This is a genomic window from Nonomuraea sp. NPDC003214, from assembly GCF_053590035.1.
The window spans coordinates 303,462-323,307 of the sequence record NZ_JBSFSX010000008.1 but is presented as its reverse complement, the minus strand read 5'-3'; the positions used below and the strand labels follow the sequence as shown (position 1 = coordinate 323,307).

Annotated in this window: 22 protein-coding genes and 1 riboswitch; of the genes, 14 read left to right on the top strand and 8 right to left on the bottom strand. The window is 72.3% G+C overall.

Annotated features, from left to right (window positions below):
• Window positions 1-183: 183 nt before the first annotated feature.
• The gene (locus ACWDXC_RS26545) at window positions 184-1,455 is read left to right on the top strand and encodes an LCP family protein (protein WP_449986272.1); all 1,272 of its coding nucleotides are present in this window, start codon (window positions 184-186) and stop codon (window positions 1,453-1,455) included.
• Between the two features lie 29 nt (window positions 1,456-1,484).
• Entirely contained in the window at window positions 1,485-1,787 is a 303-nt protein-coding gene (locus tag ACWDXC_RS26540) for a hypothetical protein (RefSeq protein WP_449986271.1), read from the top strand.
• A gap of 4 nt (window positions 1,788-1,791) precedes the next feature.
• Here ACWDXC_RS26540 and ACWDXC_RS26535 read toward each other — a convergent pair whose 3' ends face one another.
• The gene (locus tag ACWDXC_RS26535; RefSeq protein WP_449986269.1) at window positions 1,792-2,433 is read right to left on the bottom strand and encodes a GOLPH3/VPS74 family protein; all 642 of its coding nucleotides are present in this window, start codon (window positions 2,431-2,433) and stop codon (window positions 1,792-1,794) included.
• A gap of 23 nt (window positions 2,434-2,456) precedes the next feature.
• Between ACWDXC_RS26535 and ACWDXC_RS26530 the strand changes: the two genes are divergently transcribed.
• Window positions 2,457-3,062 carry a TenA family protein gene (locus ACWDXC_RS26530; RefSeq protein ID WP_219498498.1) on the top strand — a complete coding sequence of 202 codons (606 nt, stop codon included), beginning with the start codon at window positions 2,457-2,459 and terminating at the stop codon, window positions 3,060-3,062.
• Window positions 3,063-3,101: 39 nt separating this feature from the next.
• Complete coding sequence (locus ACWDXC_RS26525; protein WP_364168334.1) at window positions 3,102-3,980, top strand: Fpg/Nei family DNA glycosylase; 879 nt, start codon at window positions 3,102-3,104, stop codon at window positions 3,978-3,980.
• Between the two features lies 1 nt (window position 3,981).
• Here ACWDXC_RS26525 and ACWDXC_RS26520 read toward each other — a convergent pair whose 3' ends face one another.
• The gene (locus ACWDXC_RS26520) at window positions 3,982-5,379 is read right to left on the bottom strand and encodes an MFS transporter (protein ID WP_449986266.1); all 1,398 of its coding nucleotides are present in this window, start codon (window positions 5,377-5,379) and stop codon (window positions 3,982-3,984) included.
• 82 nt (window positions 5,380-5,461) lie between these two features.
• Here ACWDXC_RS26520 and ACWDXC_RS26515 point away from each other — a divergent pair, with 82 nt between their 5' ends.
• From ACWDXC_RS26515 to ACWDXC_RS26505, 3 genes are all read left to right on the top strand, one after another.
• Window positions 5,462-5,899, top strand: a complete 438-nt coding sequence (locus ACWDXC_RS26515; RefSeq protein WP_449986265.1) for a winged helix-turn-helix transcriptional regulator — start codon at window positions 5,462-5,464, stop codon at window positions 5,897-5,899.
• Entirely contained in the window at window positions 5,896-6,219 is a 324-nt protein-coding gene (locus tag ACWDXC_RS26510) for a rhodanese-like domain-containing protein (RefSeq protein WP_219498509.1), read from the top strand. Before ACWDXC_RS26515 ends, ACWDXC_RS26510 begins: the two co-directional genes overlap by 4 nt.
• 25 nt (window positions 6,220-6,244) lie before the next feature.
• Window positions 6,245-6,358, top strand: a riboswitch (TPP riboswitch).
• A complete protein-coding gene (locus ACWDXC_RS26505) occupies window positions 6,350-7,693 on the top strand; it encodes a purine-cytosine permease family protein (protein WP_449986263.1) in 1,344 nt (447 codons plus the stop codon). It overlaps the preceding riboswitch by 9 nt.
• Here the strand turns inward: ACWDXC_RS26505 and ACWDXC_RS26500 are convergent.
• The gene (locus ACWDXC_RS26500; protein ID WP_219498599.1) at window positions 7,668-8,228 is read right to left on the bottom strand and encodes a methylated-DNA--[protein]-cysteine S-methyltransferase; all 561 of its coding nucleotides are present in this window, start codon (window positions 8,226-8,228) and stop codon (window positions 7,668-7,670) included. The two genes, ACWDXC_RS26505 and ACWDXC_RS26500, sit on opposite strands and share 26 nt — an antisense overlap.
• Before the next feature lie 133 nt (window positions 8,229-8,361).
• Between ACWDXC_RS26500 and ACWDXC_RS26495 the strand changes: the two genes are divergently transcribed.
• Window positions 8,362-10,185: an ATP-binding protein gene (locus ACWDXC_RS26495; protein WP_449986261.1), complete on the top strand. Its 1,824-nt coding sequence runs from the start codon at window positions 8,362-8,364 to the stop codon at window positions 10,183-10,185.
• A 142-nt stretch (window positions 10,186-10,327) separates the two neighbouring features.
• Window positions 10,328-10,762, top strand: coding sequence for an ATP-binding protein (locus ACWDXC_RS26490; protein ID WP_308125557.1), 435 nt, complete (start codon window positions 10,328-10,330; stop codon window positions 10,760-10,762).
• Here ACWDXC_RS26490 and ACWDXC_RS26485 read toward each other — a convergent pair.
• Genes ACWDXC_RS26485 through ACWDXC_RS26475 form a run of 3 tightly spaced genes read right to left on the bottom strand, consistent with a single transcriptional unit; the run spans window position 10,746 to window position 11,817 of the window.
• Entirely contained in the window at window positions 10,746-11,393 is a 648-nt protein-coding gene (locus tag ACWDXC_RS26485; RefSeq protein WP_357591205.1) for a YidC/Oxa1 family membrane protein insertase, read from the bottom strand. The genes ACWDXC_RS26490 and ACWDXC_RS26485 overlap by 17 nt on opposite strands.
• 47 nt (window positions 11,394-11,440) lie before the next feature.
• Complete coding sequence (locus tag ACWDXC_RS26480) at window positions 11,441-11,662, bottom strand: DUF6412 domain-containing protein (protein ID WP_219498612.1); 222 nt, start codon at window positions 11,660-11,662, stop codon at window positions 11,441-11,443.
• Entirely contained in the window at window positions 11,659-11,817 is a 159-nt protein-coding gene (locus ACWDXC_RS26475; protein WP_219498614.1) for a hypothetical protein, read from the bottom strand. Before ACWDXC_RS26475 ends, ACWDXC_RS26480 begins: the two co-directional genes overlap by 4 nt.
• 109 nt (window positions 11,818-11,926) lie before the next feature.
• On the opposite strand from ACWDXC_RS26475, the gene ACWDXC_RS26470 reads away from it, so the two are divergent.
• Both ACWDXC_RS26470 and ACWDXC_RS26465 read left to right on the top strand, forming a co-directional pair.
• Window positions 11,927-12,616 (top strand): response regulator transcription factor, encoded by a 690-nt coding sequence (locus tag ACWDXC_RS26470; protein ID WP_219498615.1) that lies wholly within the window; start codon window positions 11,927-11,929, stop codon window positions 12,614-12,616.
• Window positions 12,613-13,785, top strand: coding sequence for a sensor histidine kinase (locus tag ACWDXC_RS26465; RefSeq protein WP_449986258.1), 1,173 nt, complete (start codon window positions 12,613-12,615; stop codon window positions 13,783-13,785). The genes ACWDXC_RS26470 and ACWDXC_RS26465 overlap by 4 nt, the downstream gene beginning before the upstream one ends.
• A 19-nt stretch (window positions 13,786-13,804) precedes the next feature.
• Here ACWDXC_RS26465 and ACWDXC_RS26460 read toward each other — a convergent pair whose 3' ends face one another.
• The gene (locus tag ACWDXC_RS26460; RefSeq protein ID WP_219498620.1) at window positions 13,805-14,206 is read right to left on the bottom strand and encodes a hypothetical protein; all 402 of its coding nucleotides are present in this window, start codon (window positions 14,204-14,206) and stop codon (window positions 13,805-13,807) included.
• 273 nt (window positions 14,207-14,479) lie between these two features.
• Here ACWDXC_RS26460 and ACWDXC_RS26455 point away from each other — a divergent pair, with 273 nt between their 5' ends.
• The 3 genes from ACWDXC_RS26455 (at window position 14,480) to ACWDXC_RS26445 (ending at window position 17,117) form a co-directional block, all read left to right on the top strand.
• Entirely contained in the window at window positions 14,480-14,827 is a 348-nt protein-coding gene (locus tag ACWDXC_RS26455; protein WP_082309855.1) for an STAS domain-containing protein, read from the top strand.
• Complete coding sequence (locus ACWDXC_RS26450) at window positions 14,824-15,543, top strand: glycosyltransferase family 2 protein (RefSeq protein ID WP_449986256.1); 720 nt, start codon at window positions 14,824-14,826, stop codon at window positions 15,541-15,543. The genes ACWDXC_RS26455 and ACWDXC_RS26450 overlap by 4 nt, the downstream gene beginning before the upstream one ends.
• 74 nt (window positions 15,544-15,617) lie before the next feature.
• The gene (locus ACWDXC_RS26445) at window positions 15,618-17,117 is read left to right on the top strand and encodes a polyprenol phosphomannose-dependent alpha 1,6 mannosyltransferase MptB (protein ID WP_449986254.1); all 1,500 of its coding nucleotides are present in this window, start codon (window positions 15,618-15,620) and stop codon (window positions 17,115-17,117) included.
• On the opposite strand, the gene ACWDXC_RS26440 is transcribed toward ACWDXC_RS26445, so the two are convergent.
• On the bottom strand, window positions 17,005-19,815 hold the full coding sequence (locus ACWDXC_RS26440) for a hypothetical protein (RefSeq protein ID WP_449986252.1): 2,811 nt from the start codon (window positions 19,813-19,815) through the stop codon (window positions 17,005-17,007). The two genes, ACWDXC_RS26445 and ACWDXC_RS26440, sit on opposite strands and share 113 nt — an antisense overlap.
• Window positions 19,816-19,846: the final 31 nt, after the last annotated feature.

The following is a 19,846-nucleotide window of genomic DNA, read 5'->3' as shown; positions in this document are numbered from 1 at the left end:
GACACGATCTTCCCTTCGATAGAGGTCGTCCACAAACCTAACGACCGTGATGGCCGCTGTGTTTCCGGAGGGTCCGGGGAGCGCGTTCCGCGTACTTTTCCGTAGGAATTCCTTGGCGAGAAGTCTGCACTGGTAAGGCGATCGACGTAGCGTCTATGTCAAGCGAAGGGAAGAAGAAACCACGTGTCTGAGGACGACCGGACGCGGGCCATGCGCTCGCCGGGTGACGGCCGCCCGCTGCCTCCCCGCCATGACGACGGGCTGCGCGCGGCGGGGGCGCCGGCGCATCCGCAGCCGCAGGGGCGGCCGATCCCGGGCGCCGCCGAGGCGACCAGGATCAACCCCCCGCCGCAGGGCGAGCCCCGCAAGGGCGCCTCGCGGGTCTACGGCAAGCAGCGCTCGGGCAACAGCCCGATCAGGCCGCTCCGCGGCGGCGGTGGCGGTGACGGCGGCGGTGGGGCCGCCGGGCAGAGCCCGGCGGGGCCGAGGCGGCCGAGGAGGCCGCGCGGGCGTCTGATCGCCGGGATCATCGGGGCGTTCCTGGTGGTGCTGCTCGTCGGGGCCGCCGGGATGCTGTTCTGGATCGACGGCCGGCTGGCGGGCATCGACGGCGTGCTCGACGACTACGAGGGCCGCCCGGCCGACACGCCGGGCACCAACTGGCTGCTGGTCGGCTCCGACAGCCGCAAGGGCCTGACCGCCGCCCAGCGCCGCAAGCTCGCCACCGGCCGCAGCGCGGGCCAGCGCACCGACTCGATGATGCTGCTGCACCTGCCCGAGGGCAGCGACCGGCCCACGCTGGTCAGCCTGCCCCGCGACTCGGCCGTCACCATCCCCGGCCAGGGCCGCAACAAGCTCAACGCCGCCTACGCGATCGGCGGGCCCAGGCTGCTCGTGCGGACCGTCGAGACCGTCACCGGCCTGCGCGTCGACAACTACATGGAGATCGGGTTCGCCGGCTTCGTGGACATCGTCGACGCCGTCGGCGGCGTGGAGATCAACGTACGCGCCGCCGTCAACGACCCCAAGGCGGGGCTGAAGCTCAAGAAGGGCACCCAGACGCTCACCGGCGGCCAGGCGCTCGGCTACGTCCGCACCCGCAAGGGCGGCGCGCTGCCCGACTTCGAGCGGACCAAGCGGCAGCGCCAGTTCCTCAGCGCGGTGGTCAAGAAGGCCGCCAGCCCCGGGGTGCTGATCAACCCGTTCACCTCGATCCCGCTGGCGGTCAGCGCCACCGACGCGGTCGAGGTCGACTCCGGCACCGGCGTGTTCGACATGCTGTCGCTGGGGCTGGCGATGGGCGACAGCCCCGTGACGACGGTGGTGCCGTTCGGCGGCAGCGAGATCGCGGGCGGCGGCACCGCCGTCAAGTGGGACCGGACCAAGGCGCTGGCGCTGTTCGACGCGCTCAAGGCGGACAAGCCGGTCCCTCAGGACGTCATCGACGCGAACTGACGGGTCAGCTCGCCGCCACGACGGCGCTCGTGGCGGCGGTGACCGCGATGGCCGCCAGCCCCGGGGTGCTGATCAACCCGTTCACCTCGATCCCGCTGGCGATCAGCGCCACCGACGCGGTCGAGGTCGACTCCGGCACCGGCGTGTTCGACATGCTGTCGCTGGGGCTGGCGATGGGCGACAGCCCCGTGACGACGGTGGTGCCGTTCGGCGGCAGCGAGATCGCGGGCGGCGGCACCGCCGTCAAGTGGGACCGGACCAAGGCGCTGGCGCTGTTCGACGCGCTCAAGGCGGACAAGCCGGTCCCTCAGGACGTCATCGACGCGAACTGAAGGGTCAGCTCGCCGCCACGACGGCGCTCGTGGCGGCGGTGACCGCGATGGCCGCGTGGATCGCGGTGATCGTCTGGGCCACGGCCTCGGCCGCCCAGGCGCCCTCGGCGATCTCCTTGACCCGCGCTTTGTCGGCTCCGGGGAACGCCTTGCGGTCGAGCTTGGCGGCGTGCATGACGGCGATGAGCACGGCGGTGCGCGCCGTCGGGTCGGCGCCGCCGAGCGCGGCGGCGACGCGCTCGCGGACCTCCGCCTCGGTCCGGCCGTCGACCTCGGGCCAGCGGGTCGTGGGGAACAGCCCGAGCACCTTGGCGCGCTCCTCGGCCAGCACGCCGGCCCGGGCGAGGCGGGTGAGCAGGCGGGCGCGCAGCTTGACCGACTGGAGCTTCTGCACCCACCAGGCGGCCTTGCGCTCCTTGCCTTCGGCGATCGCGGCGAGCACGGCGTCGAGCTCCTCGTCGCCGAGCGGCGTGGGGTCGACGAGCTGGACCTTCTTGCCGTCCAGCGTCACCCGCTCGTTGACGGCCAGCTCGGCGAGCAGGGCGCCGGCGAGCACGGGGTCGAGCTGGGTGGAGGGGATGAGGGGCTTGCCGTCATCTTCCTTGTGGGCGAGAAGGAGGATTTCCTCCGCAATCGTCACTTTCATGCTTCGACACTAACGTTTCGGCCATGACTATCTCCGAGAAGTTGCACGCGATCGGCCGGCCGCTGCTGGACGCCCAGCTCGCCCACCCCACGGTGGTGGGCATCGGGCGCGGCGACCTGCCGGAGCCGGTGTTCAGGTCGTGGCTGGAGCAGGACTACCTGTTCCTGATGGACTACACGCGGGTGTTCGCCCGGCTGGCCTGGCAGGCGCCCGACGGGCACCTGGGCGATCTGGTCGACCTGGCGCACGCGACCTTCCACGAGGAGCTCGACCTGCACCGGTCGCTGTCGGCCGGGTTCGGGGCAGACCTGGAAGGGGCGCGCAAGGGTCCGGCGTGCGCGGCCTACACGGCGTTCCTGCTGGAGTCGGCGGGCTCGTACGCCGAAGGGCTGGCCGCCCTCTATCCGTGCATGTGGGGGTATTCGACGCTGGGGCAGATCCTGGCCGAGAACCCGCCCGCCGAGCCGCGCTACCGCGCGTGGGTCGACACGTACGCCGATCCGGGGTTCGCGGCGCTGGCGGCCAGGATCGCGCAGATGATCGACGAGGCCGATCCCGACCCGGCTCGGGCGGAGGCGATGTTCACCGAGGGCATGGCCCACGAGCTGGCGTTCTGGGACGTGCCGTAGCCGTCCACAGCCTGTGGACGGGGATCGTACCCTGGTGGCATGCCGGAACTTCCCGAAGTCGAATCGCTCGCCGCGTTCCTGCGGGAGCGGGCGGTGGGCCGCGCCGTGCTGGGCGTCGACGTGGTGGCCATCCAGGCGCTCAAGACGTTCGACCCGCCGGTCACCGCGCTCGGCGGGCTGACGATCACGGGCGTGTCGAGGCACGGCAAGTTCCTCGACTTCGACTGTGACGGGCTGCACCTGGTCATCCATCTGGCCCGGGCGGGCTGGCTGCGCTGGCGTGACGACCTGTCGGGCGCCAAGCCGGTGCGTCCGGGCAAGGGCCCGCTGGCCGTACGGGTGCGGCTGGCGCCCGACGAGCTGGGCCTGGCGCCCGGGTTCGAGCTGACCGAGGCGGGGACGCAGAAGCGCCTGGCCGTCTATGTGGTGAAAAATCCGGACGAGGTGCCCGGCGTCGCCGCCCTCGGCCCCGACCCGCTCGCCGACACCTTCACCGTCGACGCGCTCAAGGCCATCGTGGGCGGCAACCGCACCCAGATCAAGGGCCTGCTCCGCGACCAGAAGGTCATCGCCGGCATCGGCAACGCCTACTCCGACGAGGTGCTGCACGCCGCCCGGATGTCGCCGTTCAAGATCGCCTCGTCGCTGACCGACGCCCAGATCGCCGACCTGCACGAGGCCATCGTCACGACGCTGCACGAGGCCGTCGAGCGGGCGCGCGGGCTGGCCGCCAAGGACCTCAAGGCCGAGAAGAAGTCCGGGCTGCGCGTGCACAACCGCACCGGCCAGCCGTGCGACGTGTGCGGCGACACGATCCGCGAGGTGTCGTTCGCCGACTCCTCGCTGCAGTACTGCCCGACCTGCCAGACAGGCGGCAAGCCGCTGGCCGACCGCCGCCTGTCCAAGCTGCTGAAGTAGCTCACGCCTCCACGGGCACCGGGGTCCGGCGGCGCAGCCCGGAGGCCACCACGACGACCGACACCAGCGTGGCCAGCACCGGCACCACCAGCGCCGCGCGCACGGCGTCGATGCCGCTCGCGCCGCCGTCGAGCGCCGCCACGTTCACCACGGTCACCATCGAGATCCCGAGCGCCGCGCCGAACTGGAACGACGAGGTGATCAGCCCGCCGGCCAGCCCCTGCTCGTGCTCGGCGATGCCCTCCGTCGCCACGATGGTCACGGGCCCGTACACGAAGGCGAACATCAGCCCGATCAGCAGCATCGACGGCACCATCGCGGCGTAGGTCCAGTCCATCCCGACGCCGAGGAACATCGCGAAGGCGACCACCCCCGACACCAGCCCGCCGAGGATCACCCGCGCGTTGCCGTAGCGGTTGACCAGCACCGGCGTGAGCGTCGGCGCGAGCAGCACGTCGGCGGCGGCGATGAGCAGCGCGAGCCCGGTCTGGATGGGCGTCCAGCCGCGCAGCTCCTGGAGGTAGAGGGTGACGAGGAACTGGAAGCCCATGAACGAGGCGGTGAGCAGGGTGGCGACCACGTTCGCGCGCACGAGCGAGGCCGACCTGAACACGCCGAGGCGGACCAGCGGGTCGGCCGAGCGGCGTTCGATCGCGGTGAACGCCGCCAGCAGTGCGAACGCGCCGGCGAACGCGGCGACGGTCCAGCCCCAGCCCTCGCCCGGGTGCTCCAGCCGTACGACGCCGTAGACCAGCAGCATCATGCCGCCGGTCATCGTGACCGCGCCCGGCACGTCGAAGCGGCCACCGGCGGGACGCGGGACGGCCGGCTCCTTGATCAGCACGACGGCGGCGAGCAGGATGACGGCGGCCAGGATCACCGGCGCGAAGAACACCCAGCGCCAGCCCACCGCCGTGAGCAGGCCGCCGATGACCAGGCCGAGCGCGAACCCGGCGGCGCCCGTACCGGCGTAGACGAGCAGCGCCTTGTTGCGCTGCCTGCCCTCGGCGAACGACGTGGTGATCAACGAGAGCCCGGCCGGGGTCATGAACCCGGCGGCCACCCCGGTCACGAACCTGGCGACCAGCAGCACCCAGCCCTCGTTCGCGAACCCGCCGAGCCCGGAGAACACCAGGAACACCGTCAGCCAGAACAGGAACATGCGCCGCCTGCCCAGCAGGTCGGCCGCCCGGCCGCCGAGCAGCGTGAAACCGCCGTAGCCGAGCACGTACGCGGTGACCACGCCGCTCAGCACGCTCGTGGAGACGCCGAGGTCGGCGCGGATGGCGGGCAGGGCGACGTTCAGCATGGCAACGTCGACGCCCTCAAGGAAGATCGTTCCGCACAGCACCAGCAGCACGCCCAGCGGGCGGCCTGTCAGCCGTTCGGATGCACGCATGATCAAACTCCAGTAGTGGTTACGTTCTCGCATGTCGGTTATCTCTTGTAACCGTCAGAATCATGCGGCAGCATGGATCGACATGGAAGACGGCACTTTGAAGTCACCTGGTTACGTCGACAGCACCACCACCGACGCCGACTTCGACGTCCGCCACTGGGACGCCCGCGAGGGCTGCGAGGTCAGGCAGATCCTCGACCGCGTCGCCGACAAGTGGTCACTGCTGGTCATCGCCATGCTCGACTGCGAAAGCCTGCGCTTCTCCCAGCTCCGCCGCGAGATCGACGGCGTCAGCCAGCGCATGCTCAGCGTGACCCTGCGCAAGCTCGAACGCGACGGCCTGGTCAGCCGGACCGTCCACCCGGTGGTGCCGCCCCGGGTCGACTACGCGCTCACACCGCTCGGCCGCACCCTGCACGAGACCATCAAGGCCCTGGTGACCTGGACCGAGAACCACCAGCAGGAGATCGCCGAAGCGCGTGCGGCCTACGACGCGAGGCACGGGATGATGGAGGCATGACGGTTCCAGAAGTCGAGGCACGTGACGTCCCCGAAGGCGCCTACCTGCTCGACGTGCGCGAGCAGAACGAATGGGACGCGGGCCACGCCCCCGAGGCGGTCCACATCCCGATGACGCAGATCCAGGCCCGCGTCGAGGAGGTCCCCGCCGACCGCCAGGTCTACGTCGTCTGCCGGGTGGGCGGCCGGTCGTTCCAGGTCGCCGCCTGGCTCAACCAGATCGGCCGCGACGCGGTCAACGTCGACGGCGGCATGCAGGCATGGGCTCACGACAAGCGCCCCATGGTCAGCGAAACAGGACAGACTCCCTTCGTAGCCTGAAAACTGGCATAATGCGCGGCGGAAAATTACACAACGCGGGAGCTCGGGGCGTACCGGGCTGAGAGGGTGACCGAGGCCGTCGCCGACCGCATGAACCTGTCCGGGTAATGCCGGCGTAGGGAGCAGTGCGATGGCGCATGACGTCCGCGACGACGAAGTCCCTCTCACTCTTGAAGGGGCCGCCCCCAAAACCCTCGGAGTCCTCGACCAGGGAGCCCTCTGGGCCAACCTGGCCGTCAGCCTCCTGGGGTTCTCGGGCGCCCTGTTCCTGCTCGACCCGCTGGGCAACGCACCGCTCAGCCTGACCGCCGCGCTGGCCGCCGCCGTCGTCGGCAGCCTGATCGGCACCGCGATGGTCGGCCTGTCGGCCATCCCCGGGACCCAGACCGGCCAGCCCGCGATGGTGCTGCTGCGCGGGCTGTTCGGGGCCCGGCTCTCGTACGTGCCGACCGTGCTCAACATCATCCAGATGATCGGCTGGGGGGCGTTCGAGCTCTGGGTCATCTCCCAGGGCGCGATGGCCGTCTTCGGCGACACCGTTCCGTACGCGGTGTGGGTGATCGTCGCCGGGGTGCTGACCACGGCGCTGACGATCTGGCCGCTCGGCGCCATCAGGCTGCTGCGGCGCTACATCACGGCCCTGGTGATCGTGGCGCTGATCTGGTTCACGTTCCAGTTCCTGGGTGACGCGCCTCCGCAGAGCGGCGGGTCCTGGACCGCGTTCGCGCCGGCCGTCGACTACGTGATCGCGCTGTCGGTGTCGTGGGTGCCGCTGGCCGCCGACTTCGCCAGGCACTCGCGCTCCAGCCGGGCCGCCTTCACCGGCGTCGTCGGCGGCTACACGCTCGCCCAGGTCGCCTGCCTGGGGCTGGGCGTCTACGCGGTGGCGATCGCCGGGGCCGCCGCCGTGCAGAACGACAGCACGGCCGTGTTCGGGCCGTTCGTGGCCGTGCCGCTGGGCGCGGTGTTCTTCGGCATCCTGGTGCTGCGCGAGGCCGACCAGTCGTTCGCGAACGTCTACTCGACCACGGTCTCGCTGCAGAACCTCATGCCCCGGGTGGACCGGCGGATCCTCAGCGTCGCCATCGGCGTGCTGACCGTCGCGATCGCGCTGGTGGTCGACGTGACCTCCTACGGCGCGTTCCTGGGCGTGATCGGCGCGGTGTTCGTGCCGATGTTCGCGGTGCTGGCCGTGGACTACTTCCTGCTCGGCGGCGCCACCCGGTGGAACACCGCCGAGGACGCCCCGGCCCGCTGGTCCATGCTGGCGCCGTGGGCGCTCGGCTTCGCCGCCTACTGGCTGACGACCTCCACGCCCACGGTGGAGCAGTGGGACGGCCTCTGGGCCGCCGTGCGAGAGGCGATCGGCTTCGAGCGGCAGCCGTGGATGAACGGCGCGCTCGGTGCCGCCCTCGTGGCGGCCCTGGTGACGCTGGCGCTCGGCGCGATCAGGCGGCGCGGCGCTCGACGTTGAGCAGGTGGCGCTTGGCGGCTTCGCCCCCGGCGTAGTCGCCGAGCCCGCCGTCGTCACGCACCACTCGGTGGCACGGCACCACCACGCACACCGGGTTGGCGCTGAGCGCGTTGCCGACCGCGCGCAGCGCGCGCGGCCTGCCGATCAGCTCGCCGATGCTCTCCAGCGTCGTGGTCGTCCCGTACGGCACCGCCATCGTCTTCTGCAGCACCGTGCGTGCGAAGGGGGTGGCGAGGGCCAGGTCGACCGGCGTGGCGAAGGCCCGCAGCCGCCCCGAGAAGTAGGCGTCGAGCTCGCGGCGCACCGGGTCGAGCCGTCTCGGGTTGGGGGCGATGTGCCGGCCCACGTGGTTGGTGACGCGCTCGTACACGTCCTGCTCGTCCTCGAAGCTGCACGAGATGATGCCGCGGCCCGTCACCGCGATGATCATCCGCCCGACCGCGCCGTCGTACGTGCCGAACGCGACATCGGGCGGCCCGTCGCCTCGATAGGTGGCGGAGGTCACCCGCAACAGGGCGTCGATGTCGTCCGACATGCCTTCACCCCCTGTTGGAAACGCCGTGACCGCAGCGTATCGGACGGATCGCCCGACAAGGCCGCCACGCCGGGGGCACTATGGAGTCGTGGGGGACGAATGGGCTGGGAGTGACGATGACATAGCCCGTGCCGTGCTCGACAGCTCGCCCAACGCCGTCGTGGTCCTCGACCGGGACCAGACCGTCCTGGTCTGGAACGCCGCGGCCGAGCGGCTCTTCGGCCTGACGGCGGCCGCGATGCTCGGCCGCCGGGCGCCGATCGTGCCGGACGAGCTGACCGCCGAGCACCACGCGGTGCTGGAGCGGGTGCGCACCGGCGGGCAGGTCTCGCTGCGCACCAAGCGCGTGCGCGGCGACGGCGAGGTGCTGGATGTCCGGGTCGACATCAGCGCGCTGCGCATCGGCAGCGCCGTCGCCGGTTACGTGTGCGTCCACCACCTGGTGCAGGCCGACGACGCCGCCAAGAACCGGATGGCCCGCCGCGCCCGGCTGGTGCGGCGGCTGACCGACGTGGTCGGCGACATCAACGCCGAGCTGGAGCTGCCCGCCGTGCTCGACCGGATCTCGGCCAGCCTGACCGAGCTCACCGGGGCCGACGCGGGCGGATTCGTGCTCATCGAGGGCGACCGGCTGCGGCTGGTCAGCACCTACCAGCTTCCCGACGTGCCCAAGGGCACCACCACCGACCTGCACAACAGCCTCGTCGGCAAGCTGCTGCGCACCGGCAAGACCGTGCTGCTGGAGTCGGAGGGGCTCGACAGCCTGGTCTGGTCCAGCCTCAAGGGCCTGCACACGGTCGCGCTCGGCCTGGCGGCCGTCGGCGGGCGGCCGTACGGGGCGCTGTACGCGCTGTTCGCCCGGCGCAAGCCCGGCCACCTGGAGCTGGAGCTGCTGGAGCTGCTGGCCGGGCACGCCGGCATCGCCGTCGGCAACGCGGTCGCCTACCAGGAGGCGGTGCGGCAGCGGGCCCACGAGCGGGCGGTGTTCGACGCCAGCGCCGACGGCATCGCCGTGCTCGACCGCGAGGGGCGGGTGCTGCGCTGGAACCCGGCCGCCGCCCGGCTGACCGCCGTCCCGGCCGAGGAGGCCGTGGGGCAGCCGCCGCCGTTCCCGCAGCCCGCCCCGGGCGAGAAGCTGACGGTCCAGCTCGCCGACGGGCGCTGGCTGGACGTGGTGGGCGCGCGCATCCAGGAGACCGGCGAGCTGGTCGTCGACTTCCGCGACGTGACCGCGGCCAAGGAGCTGGAGGAGGCCAAGGACCTGTTCCTGGCCACGACCAGCCACGAGCTGCGCACCCCGATCACGATCGTGCGCGGCTTCGCCAGCACGCTCGACTCCCGCTGGGACAAGCTGAGCGACGCCGAGCGCCGCTCCGCCGTGCACACGATCGCCGAGCGGTCCAGGTCGCTCGGGCAGCTCATGGACCACCTGCTGCTGGGCGCGCGGGCCGGCGCGGAGGAGCAGGTGGTCAGGGACGAGCCGTTCGACCTGGCCGAGCGGGTGCGCGCGGCCACGCTTGGCTTACCCGTGCTGTCCGACAGCCACCGGGTCGAGGTGAGCGTCGCCGACGGGCTGCCGCTCGCGATGGGCGACGCGCTGGCCACCGACATCGTGCTCGCGCAACTGCTGGAGAACGCGTTCAAGTACTCGCCGAAGGGCGGCCTGATCAGCGTCTCCGCCCGGCCCGAGAACGGCGCGCTGGTCGTGGTCGTCGACGACGAGGGCGTGGGCATCGCGCCGGCCGACCGGGAGCGGATCTTCGAACGGTTCGTGCAGGTCGACAGCGGTGACCGAAGACGCTTCGGCGGGGTCGGCTTAGGCCTCTACATCGTGCGGAGCCTGGCCAGGGCCCAGGGCGGCGAGGTGAGCGCCCATCCGGGGCCCGGCGGCGGCACCCGTATGAGACTCGTGCTCAAGCGTGCATCCCCTATCGGATCCGACACACCGATGCGGTAACGAGGTGGTCACGGTTGAGCTGATCTATCGTCCGATGTGTACAAGCTGTGATCGAGATGCGGTTTCTGGGATTGAGTAACGGGGCATTTCGGTCGTACCGGGGAGTGTTCCCGCGGGGGGCACTGGGAGCGGGGAGGTGGGTGTGTCAAGCGTGGTGCTGCTGCCGTACGCGCCGTCCAGCGTCGCCGTTGCCCGCCAGCGTCTGAGCACCGACCTGCAGGATTGCGGGGTGTTCACCGCCGCGATCGACGACGCCGTCCTCGTGGTGAGCGAGCTGCTGAGCAACGCGCTGAGGCATGCGCATCCGCTGCCGTCGGGCATGGTGAAAGTGACCTGGCTGCGCAGCGACGATCACATCGAGGTCGCCGTGAGCGACGGGGGAGCGGCGACCGAGCCGCGGGCGGGCCGGCCGGCGCTGTCGTCACTGGGCGGCCGTGGGCTGGGCATCGTCGAGTACGTCGCGGAGAGCTGGGGGGTTCGCCACGACGGCGACACGACCACGGTGTGGGCGATCCTGCCCGCGCCCACGGGGACCGTGAACAACGGGCAGGTGCACGCGCTCAGAGAGGCCGGGTAGCCAGCACCGCGCGCTCTCCGGCCGTCCAGGCCGTCGACACGAGCAGGTAGAGCCCGGCGGCCAGGGGAAGCACCGCCGCGGCCAGCAGCGAGCCGAACGGCAGCAGCGGCATGATCCGGCGCATGAGCTCCGGCTGCTCCTCGGTCATCATGGCCTTGGTCTTGTGTGACATCCACCACGCCACCAGCGCCATCAGAGTGATGACGAGTGTAAAGACCAAAACCGGCACGCTGAACAGACCGTAATTCACCGTTATCGCGGCCACGTGCTGCCCGAGCGGCGCGCCGAACAGGTCGTGCCCCGCCAGCGCGGTCGGATGCGTCGCCACCCGGTACATCAGCCACATGAACGGCAACTGCGCCAGCCCCGGCAGAATCCCGGCGAACGGCGACGTGCCCTCCTTGGCGTAGAGCGCGCGCGTCTCGCCGGCCAGCTTCGCCGGATCGCGCCCGTAGCGCTTCTGGAGCGCCCGCAGCCTGGGCGCCAGCCGTTCCCTGACCCGGGCGCTGCGCGCCTGCTTGACGGCCAGAGGCAGCAACAGCAGCCGCACCGCCAGCGTGAACAGCACGATCCCGAGCGCGGCGTGGCCCCCGGACATGCCGATGACGAACGTGACAAGAGAGTCGATCATGAGCCCTTCTCATGGGAGAGAACCTCAGGGCTCAGATGAGCCCCGCTTTACCGGAAAGCGGGGCGCGCCGATGGCGCTCGCGGCCGGGGCCGCCCGGCCGCGTCGGGATCGCGCTGGCGCTGGAAAGCCGTGCGCCGCGCGTAGACCAGCGGAAACCCGGACGGCTCACCGCCGAGGACAGGCAGCAGCCTGGCGGCCCAGGAGGCCAGCAACAGGACCGCGACCATGGTCACGGCGATGAGCCACGGATCGAACAGGAAGAGCGTCACCGTGCCGACGAGGACTTACCGACCATCGTGACCACGATGAACACCAGCACGGCGACGACGCCGATGATGAGAGCGACCTTCAGAAGCCCCAGAACCATCGGGACGATGAAGTTGAACAACACGAAGAGCGCAAGCAGTGCGCCCAGCACGAGCATGATTACTCGACCCATGAGGCCACCGTACGTCCTGCCGGGACGATCTGCGACCCTTACGAACCGATGACGCGGGTGCCGCCCGATCAGGTCCGCGCCGTACCGTGCAGGGGTGAGCACCCGAATCCTGGTGGTCGAGGATGATCCGACCGTGTCCGAGGTGGTCGCCCGCTACCTGGAGCGCGACGGGCACGAGGTCGAGTGCGTCGGCGACGGCGCCGAGGCGCTGCGCCGCGCGCTGGCCAGCCCGCCCGACCTGATGGTGCTCGACCTGATGCTGCCCAAGCTCGACGGCCTCCAGGTGTGCAGGAAGCTCAGGGAGCGCTGGCCCGTGCCCGTGATCATGCTGACCGCGCTCGGCGAGGAGATCGACCGCGTGGCCGGGCTGGAGACCGGCGCCGACGACTACGTGACCAAGCCGTTCAGCCCCCGCGAGCTGGCGCTGCGCGTCCAGTCGGTGCTGCGCCGCGCCCGCGGCGCCGCCGTCACGGCCGGCACCGGCGTGCTCCGCGACGGCGACCTGGTCGTGGACGTGGGCGCGCACGAGGTCCGGCTCGGCGGCGCGCCGGTGATGCTGACCGCCCGCGAGTTCGACCTGCTCGCCTACCTGATGCGCAACCCCCGCCAGGCGTTCAGCCGCTCGGCGCTGCTCGACCAGGTGTGGGGCTGGTCGTTCGGCGACTCCTCCACCGTGACCGTGCACGTCAGGCGGCTGCGCGAGAAGATCGAGCCGGATCCGACCGAACCACGAAGGATCGTCACGGTCTGGGGGGTCGGCTACCGCTACGAGCCGCTGGCATGACCGGCGACCTCGGCATGATCGTCGCTGTCACCGCCGGGCTCGGGCTCCTGGTGGCCGGGCTCGGCCTGGCCGTGATGGGCCGCCTGCGCACCCGCTCGATCGGCGTGATGCTGGCCGTCGTCGTGGTGGTCGCGGTCGTGGCGACCCTGGCCGGCGTGGTGGCGATCACCATGCGCATGATCCTCGAAGGCCCGGCGCGCGACATCGTGCTCAGCGTCGTCGCGGTGGGCGGCCTGGTGGGGCTCGGAGTCGCGTTCGTGCTGGCCAGGCGGGTGGTGGGGGAGAGCAGGCGGCTCGTCGCCGCCGTCCGCGAGGTCCCGTTCAGCGCGCCGCGCGGGCTCCCCGCCGAGCTCCAGACGATCGCCACCACCCTGGAGGAGGCGTACGCGCGCGAACGCGCCCTGGAGGGAGCCAGGCGCGAGCTCGTCGCCTGGGTCAGCCACGACCTGCGCACCCCGCTGGCCGGGATGCGCGCCATGGCCGAGGCGCTGGAGGACGGCGTGGTGTCCGATCCCGCGACCGTCGGCCGCTATCACGCCCAGATCCGGCTGGAGGTGGACCGGCTGTCGGCCATGGTCGACGACCTGTTCGAGCTGTCCAGGATCCACGCCGGGGCGCTGCGGCTCTCGCGCAGCGGGATCGGGCTGGCGGACCTGGTCGCCGACACGCTCGCCGGGGCCGAGCCGCTGGCCCGCGCCAAAGGCGTGCGGCTGACGGCCGAGGCGGGCGCGGCGCCGCCGGTCACCGCCGACGCCGGAGCCCTCGGCCGGGCACTGCTCAACCTGGTGGCGAACGCGATCAGGCACACGCCGCCGGGCCGCGACGTCGTGCTGCGCGCCGGGCTCGACGGCGGGCTGGCCTGCCTGTCGGTCTCCGACTGCTGCGGCGGAATCCCCGCAGAGGACCTGCCGCGGGTGTTCGACGTGGCGTTCAGGGGCGAGGCGGCGCGGACGCCGACCGCCGACGGCGGGGCGGGGCTCGGGCTGGCGATCGCCCGGGGGCTCGTCGAAGCGCACGACGGGACGATCGGCGTGGTCAACGAGGGGCCCGGGTGCCGGTTCGAGATCCGGCTCCCAGCGGGTTCGGCTTCGGCTGCGGGTTCGGCTTCGGGTTCGGCTTCGGTGGAGGGGGGAGGGCCCGCTCAGGGCGCCGTCGGGCGGGCTCCGTGAGGGGCCGGGGTGGGCGCCGTCAGGCCGACTCCGGGAGGGCGGACTCCGGAGGCGCGTTGAACGAGTCGGAAATAGCGCGGAATGTCGGGCAGGGCCAGCGCCACATGCAGCTCCGGCACCGCAGGATCGGATGCGCGGCGTCGCTGGTGATGCCCCCGGCGTCGCGCGGCTGGTGCAGGTCGAGCAGCCGGAGCCCCAGCTCGGAGAACCTCAGCAGGTCCTCCCGGGCGCCCGCCAGGAAGTCGAGGTCCACGCCCGCCAACCGGGTGCGGACCGGCACGTACCCCTCATGGTTGACCAGGCCGCGCAGGCGAGCGGCCTCGTCGTGCCACGAGGTGGCCTTCTCGGAGCGGATGAGGATGGCCTCCAGGTGTTCGCGGAGCCTCTGACGCTGCGGATCTTCGAGTCGGTCTGTGTTCATGGACGATCGGGCCCGCGGGTTCCAGCCCAGCCCCTCCTCCTGTGTGAAGTGGGGCCGTCGCCGGACCCCAAGGTTTCGCACCGTCAAGTTTCGCGTACTCTCCGTCGCCGTGGAGCCCAAACGGCGACTCTCGTACGACCTCGCGGCCGGCGGTCAAAGTCTCTCGCGAGCCTCGGCCAAGAACCCGTCGTTTCCCGGCGTCGCTCCATACCGGTCGTCGCCCTATCGGCGTGACAACGTGACCCGGGGCGCTCGCGCCGCTAGCCTGCCCATGTGGAGCTCAAGGTCTCGACTCGATCACATGCCGGCCACGCACTCGTCGTGATCGCCGGTGAAATCGACCTCTATACGGCACCCCACCTGCAGTCGGAGTTCACGCGACTGCTGCAGGAGGGGCCCAGCCGCGTGGTCATCGACATGTCCGCCGTGGATTTCTGCGACTCCACGGGGATGAACGTGCTGCTTTCGGCGCTCAAACGGATGAAGGAGCAGGGAGGCGCGCTCGACGTCGCCGCCCCGCGCCCCGCCGTGCGCAAGATCCTGCAGGTCACCGGGCTCGACTCGGTGTTCACCGTGCATGACGAGGTGCCGCAGGAGTTCCTCATCGCCGAGGGCTCATGACGGCCGACACGGCGGTGGTCGTCCCGGCCAAGAACGAGGCCGACCGCATCGGTCTCACCGTCGAGGCGGCGCTCGGCCTGCCCGGCGTCGACCTCGTCGTGGTCGTCGACGACGGCTCGACCGACCCGACGGGCCGGGTGGCGCGCGCGGCGGGGGCCAGGGTGGTCCGCCACAGCCGCAACCGCGGCAAGGCCGCCGCGATGGAGACGGGCGCCGAAGCCGTCCGCCTCCTCGACGGCGAGATCCCGCGCCACCTGCTGTTCCTCGACGCCGACCTGGCCGGCACCGCGCAGGCCGCGGCCCCGTTAATCGAGCCCGTGCGCACCGGCGAGGCCGACATGACCATCGCGGTCTTCGCCACCAGGGTCAAGCTCGCCGGCCACGGCATCGTCGTCCGCGTCTCCCGCGACGGCATCCGCCGCGCGACCGGCTTCGAGGCCGCCCAGCCGCTCAACGGGCAGCGCTGCCTCACCCGCGACGCCTTCGAGGCGGCCCGGCCGCTGGCGCACGGCTTCGGCGTGGAGACCGCGCTGACCATCGACCTGCTGCGCAAGGGCTTCCGCGTCCGCGAGGTGGAGGTGGAGATGGCCCACCGGGCGACCGGTTCCGACTGGCGGGCGCAGCTTCACCGGGCCCGGCAACTGCGTGACGTGGCGCTGGCCCTGGCCAGCCGCGAGCCGGTGGTCGCCGACAACCTCGCCAAGCTGCGGCGCTGACCGTCCCCGTCACGTTTTCCACAGGCTGGAGATCGGCGTCCGGGCGGGCGTGGCGAGTGTGCTGGAATTTGCGGGTGACTTCCGAGACCCGGAGTGCCGGGGCCGCCGCCGCGCCGGCCGCCACGCCGGTGGCCGTGCTGGCCACGGCGGCGATCGTCGCGTCGATCCTGCTGACGATCACCATCGGTCTTCTCGGCCCGTCCGCCCTGGTGCCCGCGCTGACCGGCGCGGCCTGGCATCCGCCGTTCTCGCTGTCCGCCGCGCCCGATCCGCACCTGGTCGTCGCGATGGCCGCCGCCGCGCTCGTCCTGGGCGCCGCGGGACTGCTCGCCGGGCTGAGCGTCCTGCCCTCGCGCGCGGGCGTCGCCCGCCCTCTCGTCGCCCGCCGTCTCGTCGCGCTCGGCTGCGTGGCCGCCGGGGTGCTGGCGTTCCTGCCGCCGTCCGGCTCCGGTGACCATCTCAACTACGCCGCCTACGGGCGCATGCTCACGCTCGGCCTGAGCCCCTACTCCTACGGCGCGACCGACCTGCCCGGCGACCCGATCGCCGACGCGGTCGAGGAGCCGTGGCGCGAGGAGCCCAGCGTCTACGGGCCCGTCGCCACGTTCGTGCAGGCCCTGGCGAGCTGGGTGGGCGGCGACTCCCTGCGCCTCACGATCTTCGTTCTCGCGCTGGTCAACGCCGCCGCCTTCGTCGCGACCGGGCTCCTGATCGACCGCTTCACCCGGCACGACCCGGCCAGGCGCGTGCGCGCCGCGCTGCTGTGGACGGCCAACCCGCTGCTGCTCTACCAGCTCGTCGCGGGCATGCACGTCGACACGCTGGCCATCGCCTGCGTGGTGGCCGCCCTGCTGGCGAACGGCCTGCCGTCCAGGGGCGGCGCCCTGGCCACCGGCGCGCTGCTGGGGCTGGGGGTCGCCGCCAAGGTCAACGTTGGCCTCGTGGCGCTCGGGCCCGCGTGGGAGATGCGGCGGCGGCCCGGCCGGCTGGCCCTCGTGGCCGGGGTCGCGCTCGCGGTGGTGGTCGCCGGTTACGTGCTCGTAGGAGCCGAGGCCGTCGGGCCCGTGACCCGCACCAGCAAGTCGATCTCCCACGCCTCGCCGTGGAAGCTCGTCCAGGGCTGGCTGCAGGAGATCGTCGGCACCGGCAGCGCCTACCGGGGCGAGATCCAGGTCGGCTCGCTGCTGCTGCTCGCGCTCATCGCCTGGTCGCTGTTCCGGGTGACCCGGGCGGCGCGCGGGCCCGCCGGCGAGAGCGCGGCGGTGGTGGCGCTGGTGCTGGTCGTCGCCTACCTGTTCGCCTCGCCCTACGTGCTTCCCTGGTACGACGGGCTGGCGTTCGGGGTGCTGGCCCTGGTCGCCTCGTCCACGCTCGACCGGTTCCTCGTCGCCCACCTGCTCGTGCTGTCCCTGGCCTACCTGCCGGCCCGGGTCGACGTGCTGCCCGACGACCTCGAATGGCTCAGGAGCGTCGTGCGCGGCCAGGTGACGCCGTGGGCGCTGCTGGCCCTGACGGCGGCTCTGCTGTGGTGGGCGCGGCGAGCTGCAAGGCCCTTACACACGCCGCGAGCGTGAGCGGCACCGCCACGGTCAGCGCCATGGCCGGGATGGCGATGCCCGAGTCGTTCATGAGAAAACCGATGAGCGCGCACGTCAGCGCCCCGAACAGCCCGGCACGCAGCGTGGGCGCCAGCGCGTACGCCTGGCCGAGCGCCGAGGCGCCCCACCGCGACGGCCGGTTCAGCACCAGGAAGAGGAAGGCCAGCGCGACCAGCGACAGGAGGGTCAGCGACCAGTTCCCCACCGTGACGCCCACCATCGCCCCGAACTTGCGGGCCACCACGGTCAACGCCTGACCGTCGATGATCTGCTGGACGAACGTGCCCAGATGCGTCCGCTGGCTGTCCGGGCGCAGCCAGTCGAACACCGCGATCGCGCCGATCAGCACCGCCCCGGCCAGGCCCACCAGCAGCAGCTTCACGACCGACACCCGGCGTCCCGACAGGAGGATGAGAAACACCGCCAGCCCCACCACGAACGCCGGCACCCCGCCGAAGTCGGCGCCCCACGACGGCCACCCGTCGGCGAACACCGCCAGCCCGCCGTACGCCGCGCACACCGCCATCACCACGACCCGCGGCGTCCCCCGGCCGTTCAGCCACTGCGCCACCCCGGCCAGGGCCAGGATCGTGCCCGTGGCGTAGATGGCGAACGCGATGTTGCTGAAGCCGTAGAAGCGTCCGCCGGTGACAGGCTCGTAGCCGGACACCGCGTTCACCTGGAGGGTGGAGCCGGTCATCACGTCCACCAGCATCGCCACCGACGTCACGGCCGCCACCACGGTCAGCGGGCCCAGCACGTGCGCCCGCCACGGGCCCGCGAACGCCAGGCCGGTGATCAGGGCGGCGGTGGCCAGGATGGTGCCGATCAGCGCCGTCATCGGCGCCCCCAGGCTCCACCACGGGACCAGCTGGGCCAGGAACGTCGACACGGCGATGGCGCCACTCACGACGGACACCACCTGCACGGCCACCAGCAACCGTGAGGCACTGGCCACATCGATCCCCCCGGCCGCCCGGAGCCCACTGCCGGTGGCGTGGGGCGGCCGTCCGCCCTGGGTAGCTCCCGGAGACGCCGGACGGCCTGCGGCCCCGGCCTCGTCGCCCTGGGCCGGGTGGTCTGCGGTCCCGGCCTCTTCGGCCTGGGCTGGGTGGTCTGCGGTTCCGGCCTCGTCGCCCTGGGCCAGGGGGGCTGCGGTCCCGGTCTCTCTGACGTGGGCTCGGTGGTCTGCGGTGCCGAGTTCTTCGGTCCGGGCATGGTCGGTCTGTGGGGTGGGGTGTCCGGCTTGTGTGGGGTGGCCCTCGGGGGCGGGGGCTCCGGCGGTGGGGATGCGGCGGCGGCGTAGGGCCAGGGCGGCGAAGGCGTAGAAGAGGAGCTGCACGGCGACGAAGACGGCGAAGAAGGGGCCGCGGACCTCGCGGAGGACCTGGCTGGCCAGGTCGGCGTCCGCCAGGCCGGTGACCGTTTCGGCCGGGGTGGCCGCGGCGCCGCTCGGCTGCCAGGGACGGCCGACGACCTGGCGCGGGTGTTCGGCGCCGGTGAGCTGGATGGCCGTGGCCGTCAGGTCGGAGATGGTGACGAGGGCGTCCTGGCGGGTGGAGGTGGCGGTGAGGTGGCCGGGCCCGTACGGCCGGCCGGTGGGCGAGGGGCCGGCGGCGATGGCGACGTGCAGGTGGGCGCTGGGGGTGACGTCCGAGATGCCCGCGACGAGGGTGGTGAAGCCGGGCGGGAGGGTGGCGAGGAACGCGCCGATCCGGGCGTCGGCCTTGGCCACGGCGGCGTGGCGGGTGGCGGTGGGCATGGCGGTGGGGACGCCGTACTGGTCGAGGGGGCGGTGGGACCAGGCGTCGGCGAGTTCGGGGGCGTCGAGGACGATCAGGGTGTAGGCGGACGGGTCCGGGAGGGCCTCGGGGGTGTCGGCGTATCGGGTGATATTTCCCGCCTTGTCGGCGGCGGCGAGGGCGGCTCCCGGCCCGATCGCGGCCGTCCTGCCCCCGGCGTCGGCTACGGACTGGCCGAGGGTGCCGAGCTGGGCGGCGTACCCGGTGTCGGCCTGGTGGGCGGACAGCTCGGCCCAGCCGGGGACCGCCGCGCCGCCGTCGGCGGTGGGCCGGGGGGCGGGGGTGGGCGGGCAGCCCTTGCCCGGGGTGCCCGCGCGCTGGCCCGCGGAGACGGTGAGCCAGCCGGCGACCGGGCAGGTGATGCCGCGGTCCGGGGGCGGGACGGCGCGGGTGGACATGGAGGCGGAGGCGCCCTGGGTGACGAGTTTCCACAGGTTGGGGGTGCGGGACTCGTCGAGGTCGCTCCACTCCAGGCCGGGGACGCCGATGAGCGCCACCCTGCCTAGTGCGGTGGTGGCCGGCGCGGTGGTGGCGGAGGCGGGTGCTGCCAGGACGGTGGCGAGCATGAGGGTGAGCAGCAGGGCGGCCAGTGCGCCGAGGGCCGGACGCCGTGCGACTTGTGCGCCGCTTCGCCGTACACGTTGCGCCGACCTCCGCCGTACCGCGTACTCGCCGCACCGGCGCAGGGGGAGACCGCGCCCGTGCCCGGGGAGGTCGTGCCCGTGCCCAGGGAAGTCGCGCCCGTGCCCGCGGAGGTCGCTCCCGGGCTCGGGGAGGTCGCTCAGGCGCACGGGGAGGTTGTGCTGGCCTTCCGGGAGGTCGCGCCCGTGCTTGGGGAGGGGGGAGGGCGCGCGGAAGGTGGCTTGCGGCATGTGCGGAACCCCCGGTGTTGGCGCGCTCGGT

Coding starts and splice junctions, on each gene's coding strand:
- ACWDXC_RS26535 (WP_449986269.1), bottom strand. CDS start 2,433: ATGAAAGTGACGATTGCGGAGGAAATCCTCCTTCTCGCCCACAAGGAA.
- ACWDXC_RS26530 (WP_219498498.1), top strand. CDS start 2,457: ATGACTATCTCCGAGAAGTTGCACGCGATCGGCCGGCCGCTGCTGGAC.
- ACWDXC_RS26525 (WP_364168334.1), top strand. CDS start 3,102: ATGCCGGAACTTCCCGAAGTCGAATCGCTCGCCGCGTTCCTGCGGGAG.
- ACWDXC_RS26520 (WP_449986266.1), bottom strand. CDS start 5,379: ATGCGTGCATCCGAACGGCTGACAGGCCGCCCGCTGGGCGTGCTGCTG.
- ACWDXC_RS26515 (WP_449986265.1), top strand. CDS start 5,462: ATGGAAGACGGCACTTTGAAGTCACCTGGTTACGTCGACAGCACCACC.
- ACWDXC_RS26510 (WP_219498509.1), top strand. CDS start 5,896: ATGACGGTTCCAGAAGTCGAGGCACGTGACGTCCCCGAAGGCGCCTAC.
- ACWDXC_RS26505 (WP_449986263.1), top strand. CDS start 6,350: ATGGCGCATGACGTCCGCGACGACGAAGTCCCTCTCACTCTTGAAGGG.
- ACWDXC_RS26500 (WP_219498599.1), bottom strand. CDS start 8,228: ATGTCGGACGACATCGACGCCCTGTTGCGGGTGACCTCCGCCACCTAT.
- ACWDXC_RS26485 (WP_357591205.1), bottom strand. CDS start 11,393: ATGATCGACTCTCTTGTCACGTTCGTCATCGGCATGTCCGGGGGCCAC.
- ACWDXC_RS26475 (WP_219498614.1), bottom strand. CDS start 11,817: ATGCTCGTGCTGGGCGCACTGCTTGCGCTCTTCGTGTTGTTCAACTTC.
- ACWDXC_RS26465 (WP_449986258.1), top strand. CDS start 12,613: ATGACCGGCGACCTCGGCATGATCGTCGCTGTCACCGCCGGGCTCGGG.
- ACWDXC_RS26460 (WP_219498620.1), bottom strand. CDS start 14,206: ATGAACACAGACCGACTCGAAGATCCGCAGCGTCAGAGGCTCCGCGAA.
- ACWDXC_RS26450 (WP_449986256.1), top strand. CDS start 14,824: ATGACGGCCGACACGGCGGTGGTCGTCCCGGCCAAGAACGAGGCCGAC.
- ACWDXC_RS26440 (WP_449986252.1), bottom strand. CDS start 19,815: ATGCCGCAAGCCACCTTCCGCGCGCCCTCCCCCCTCCCCAAGCACGGG.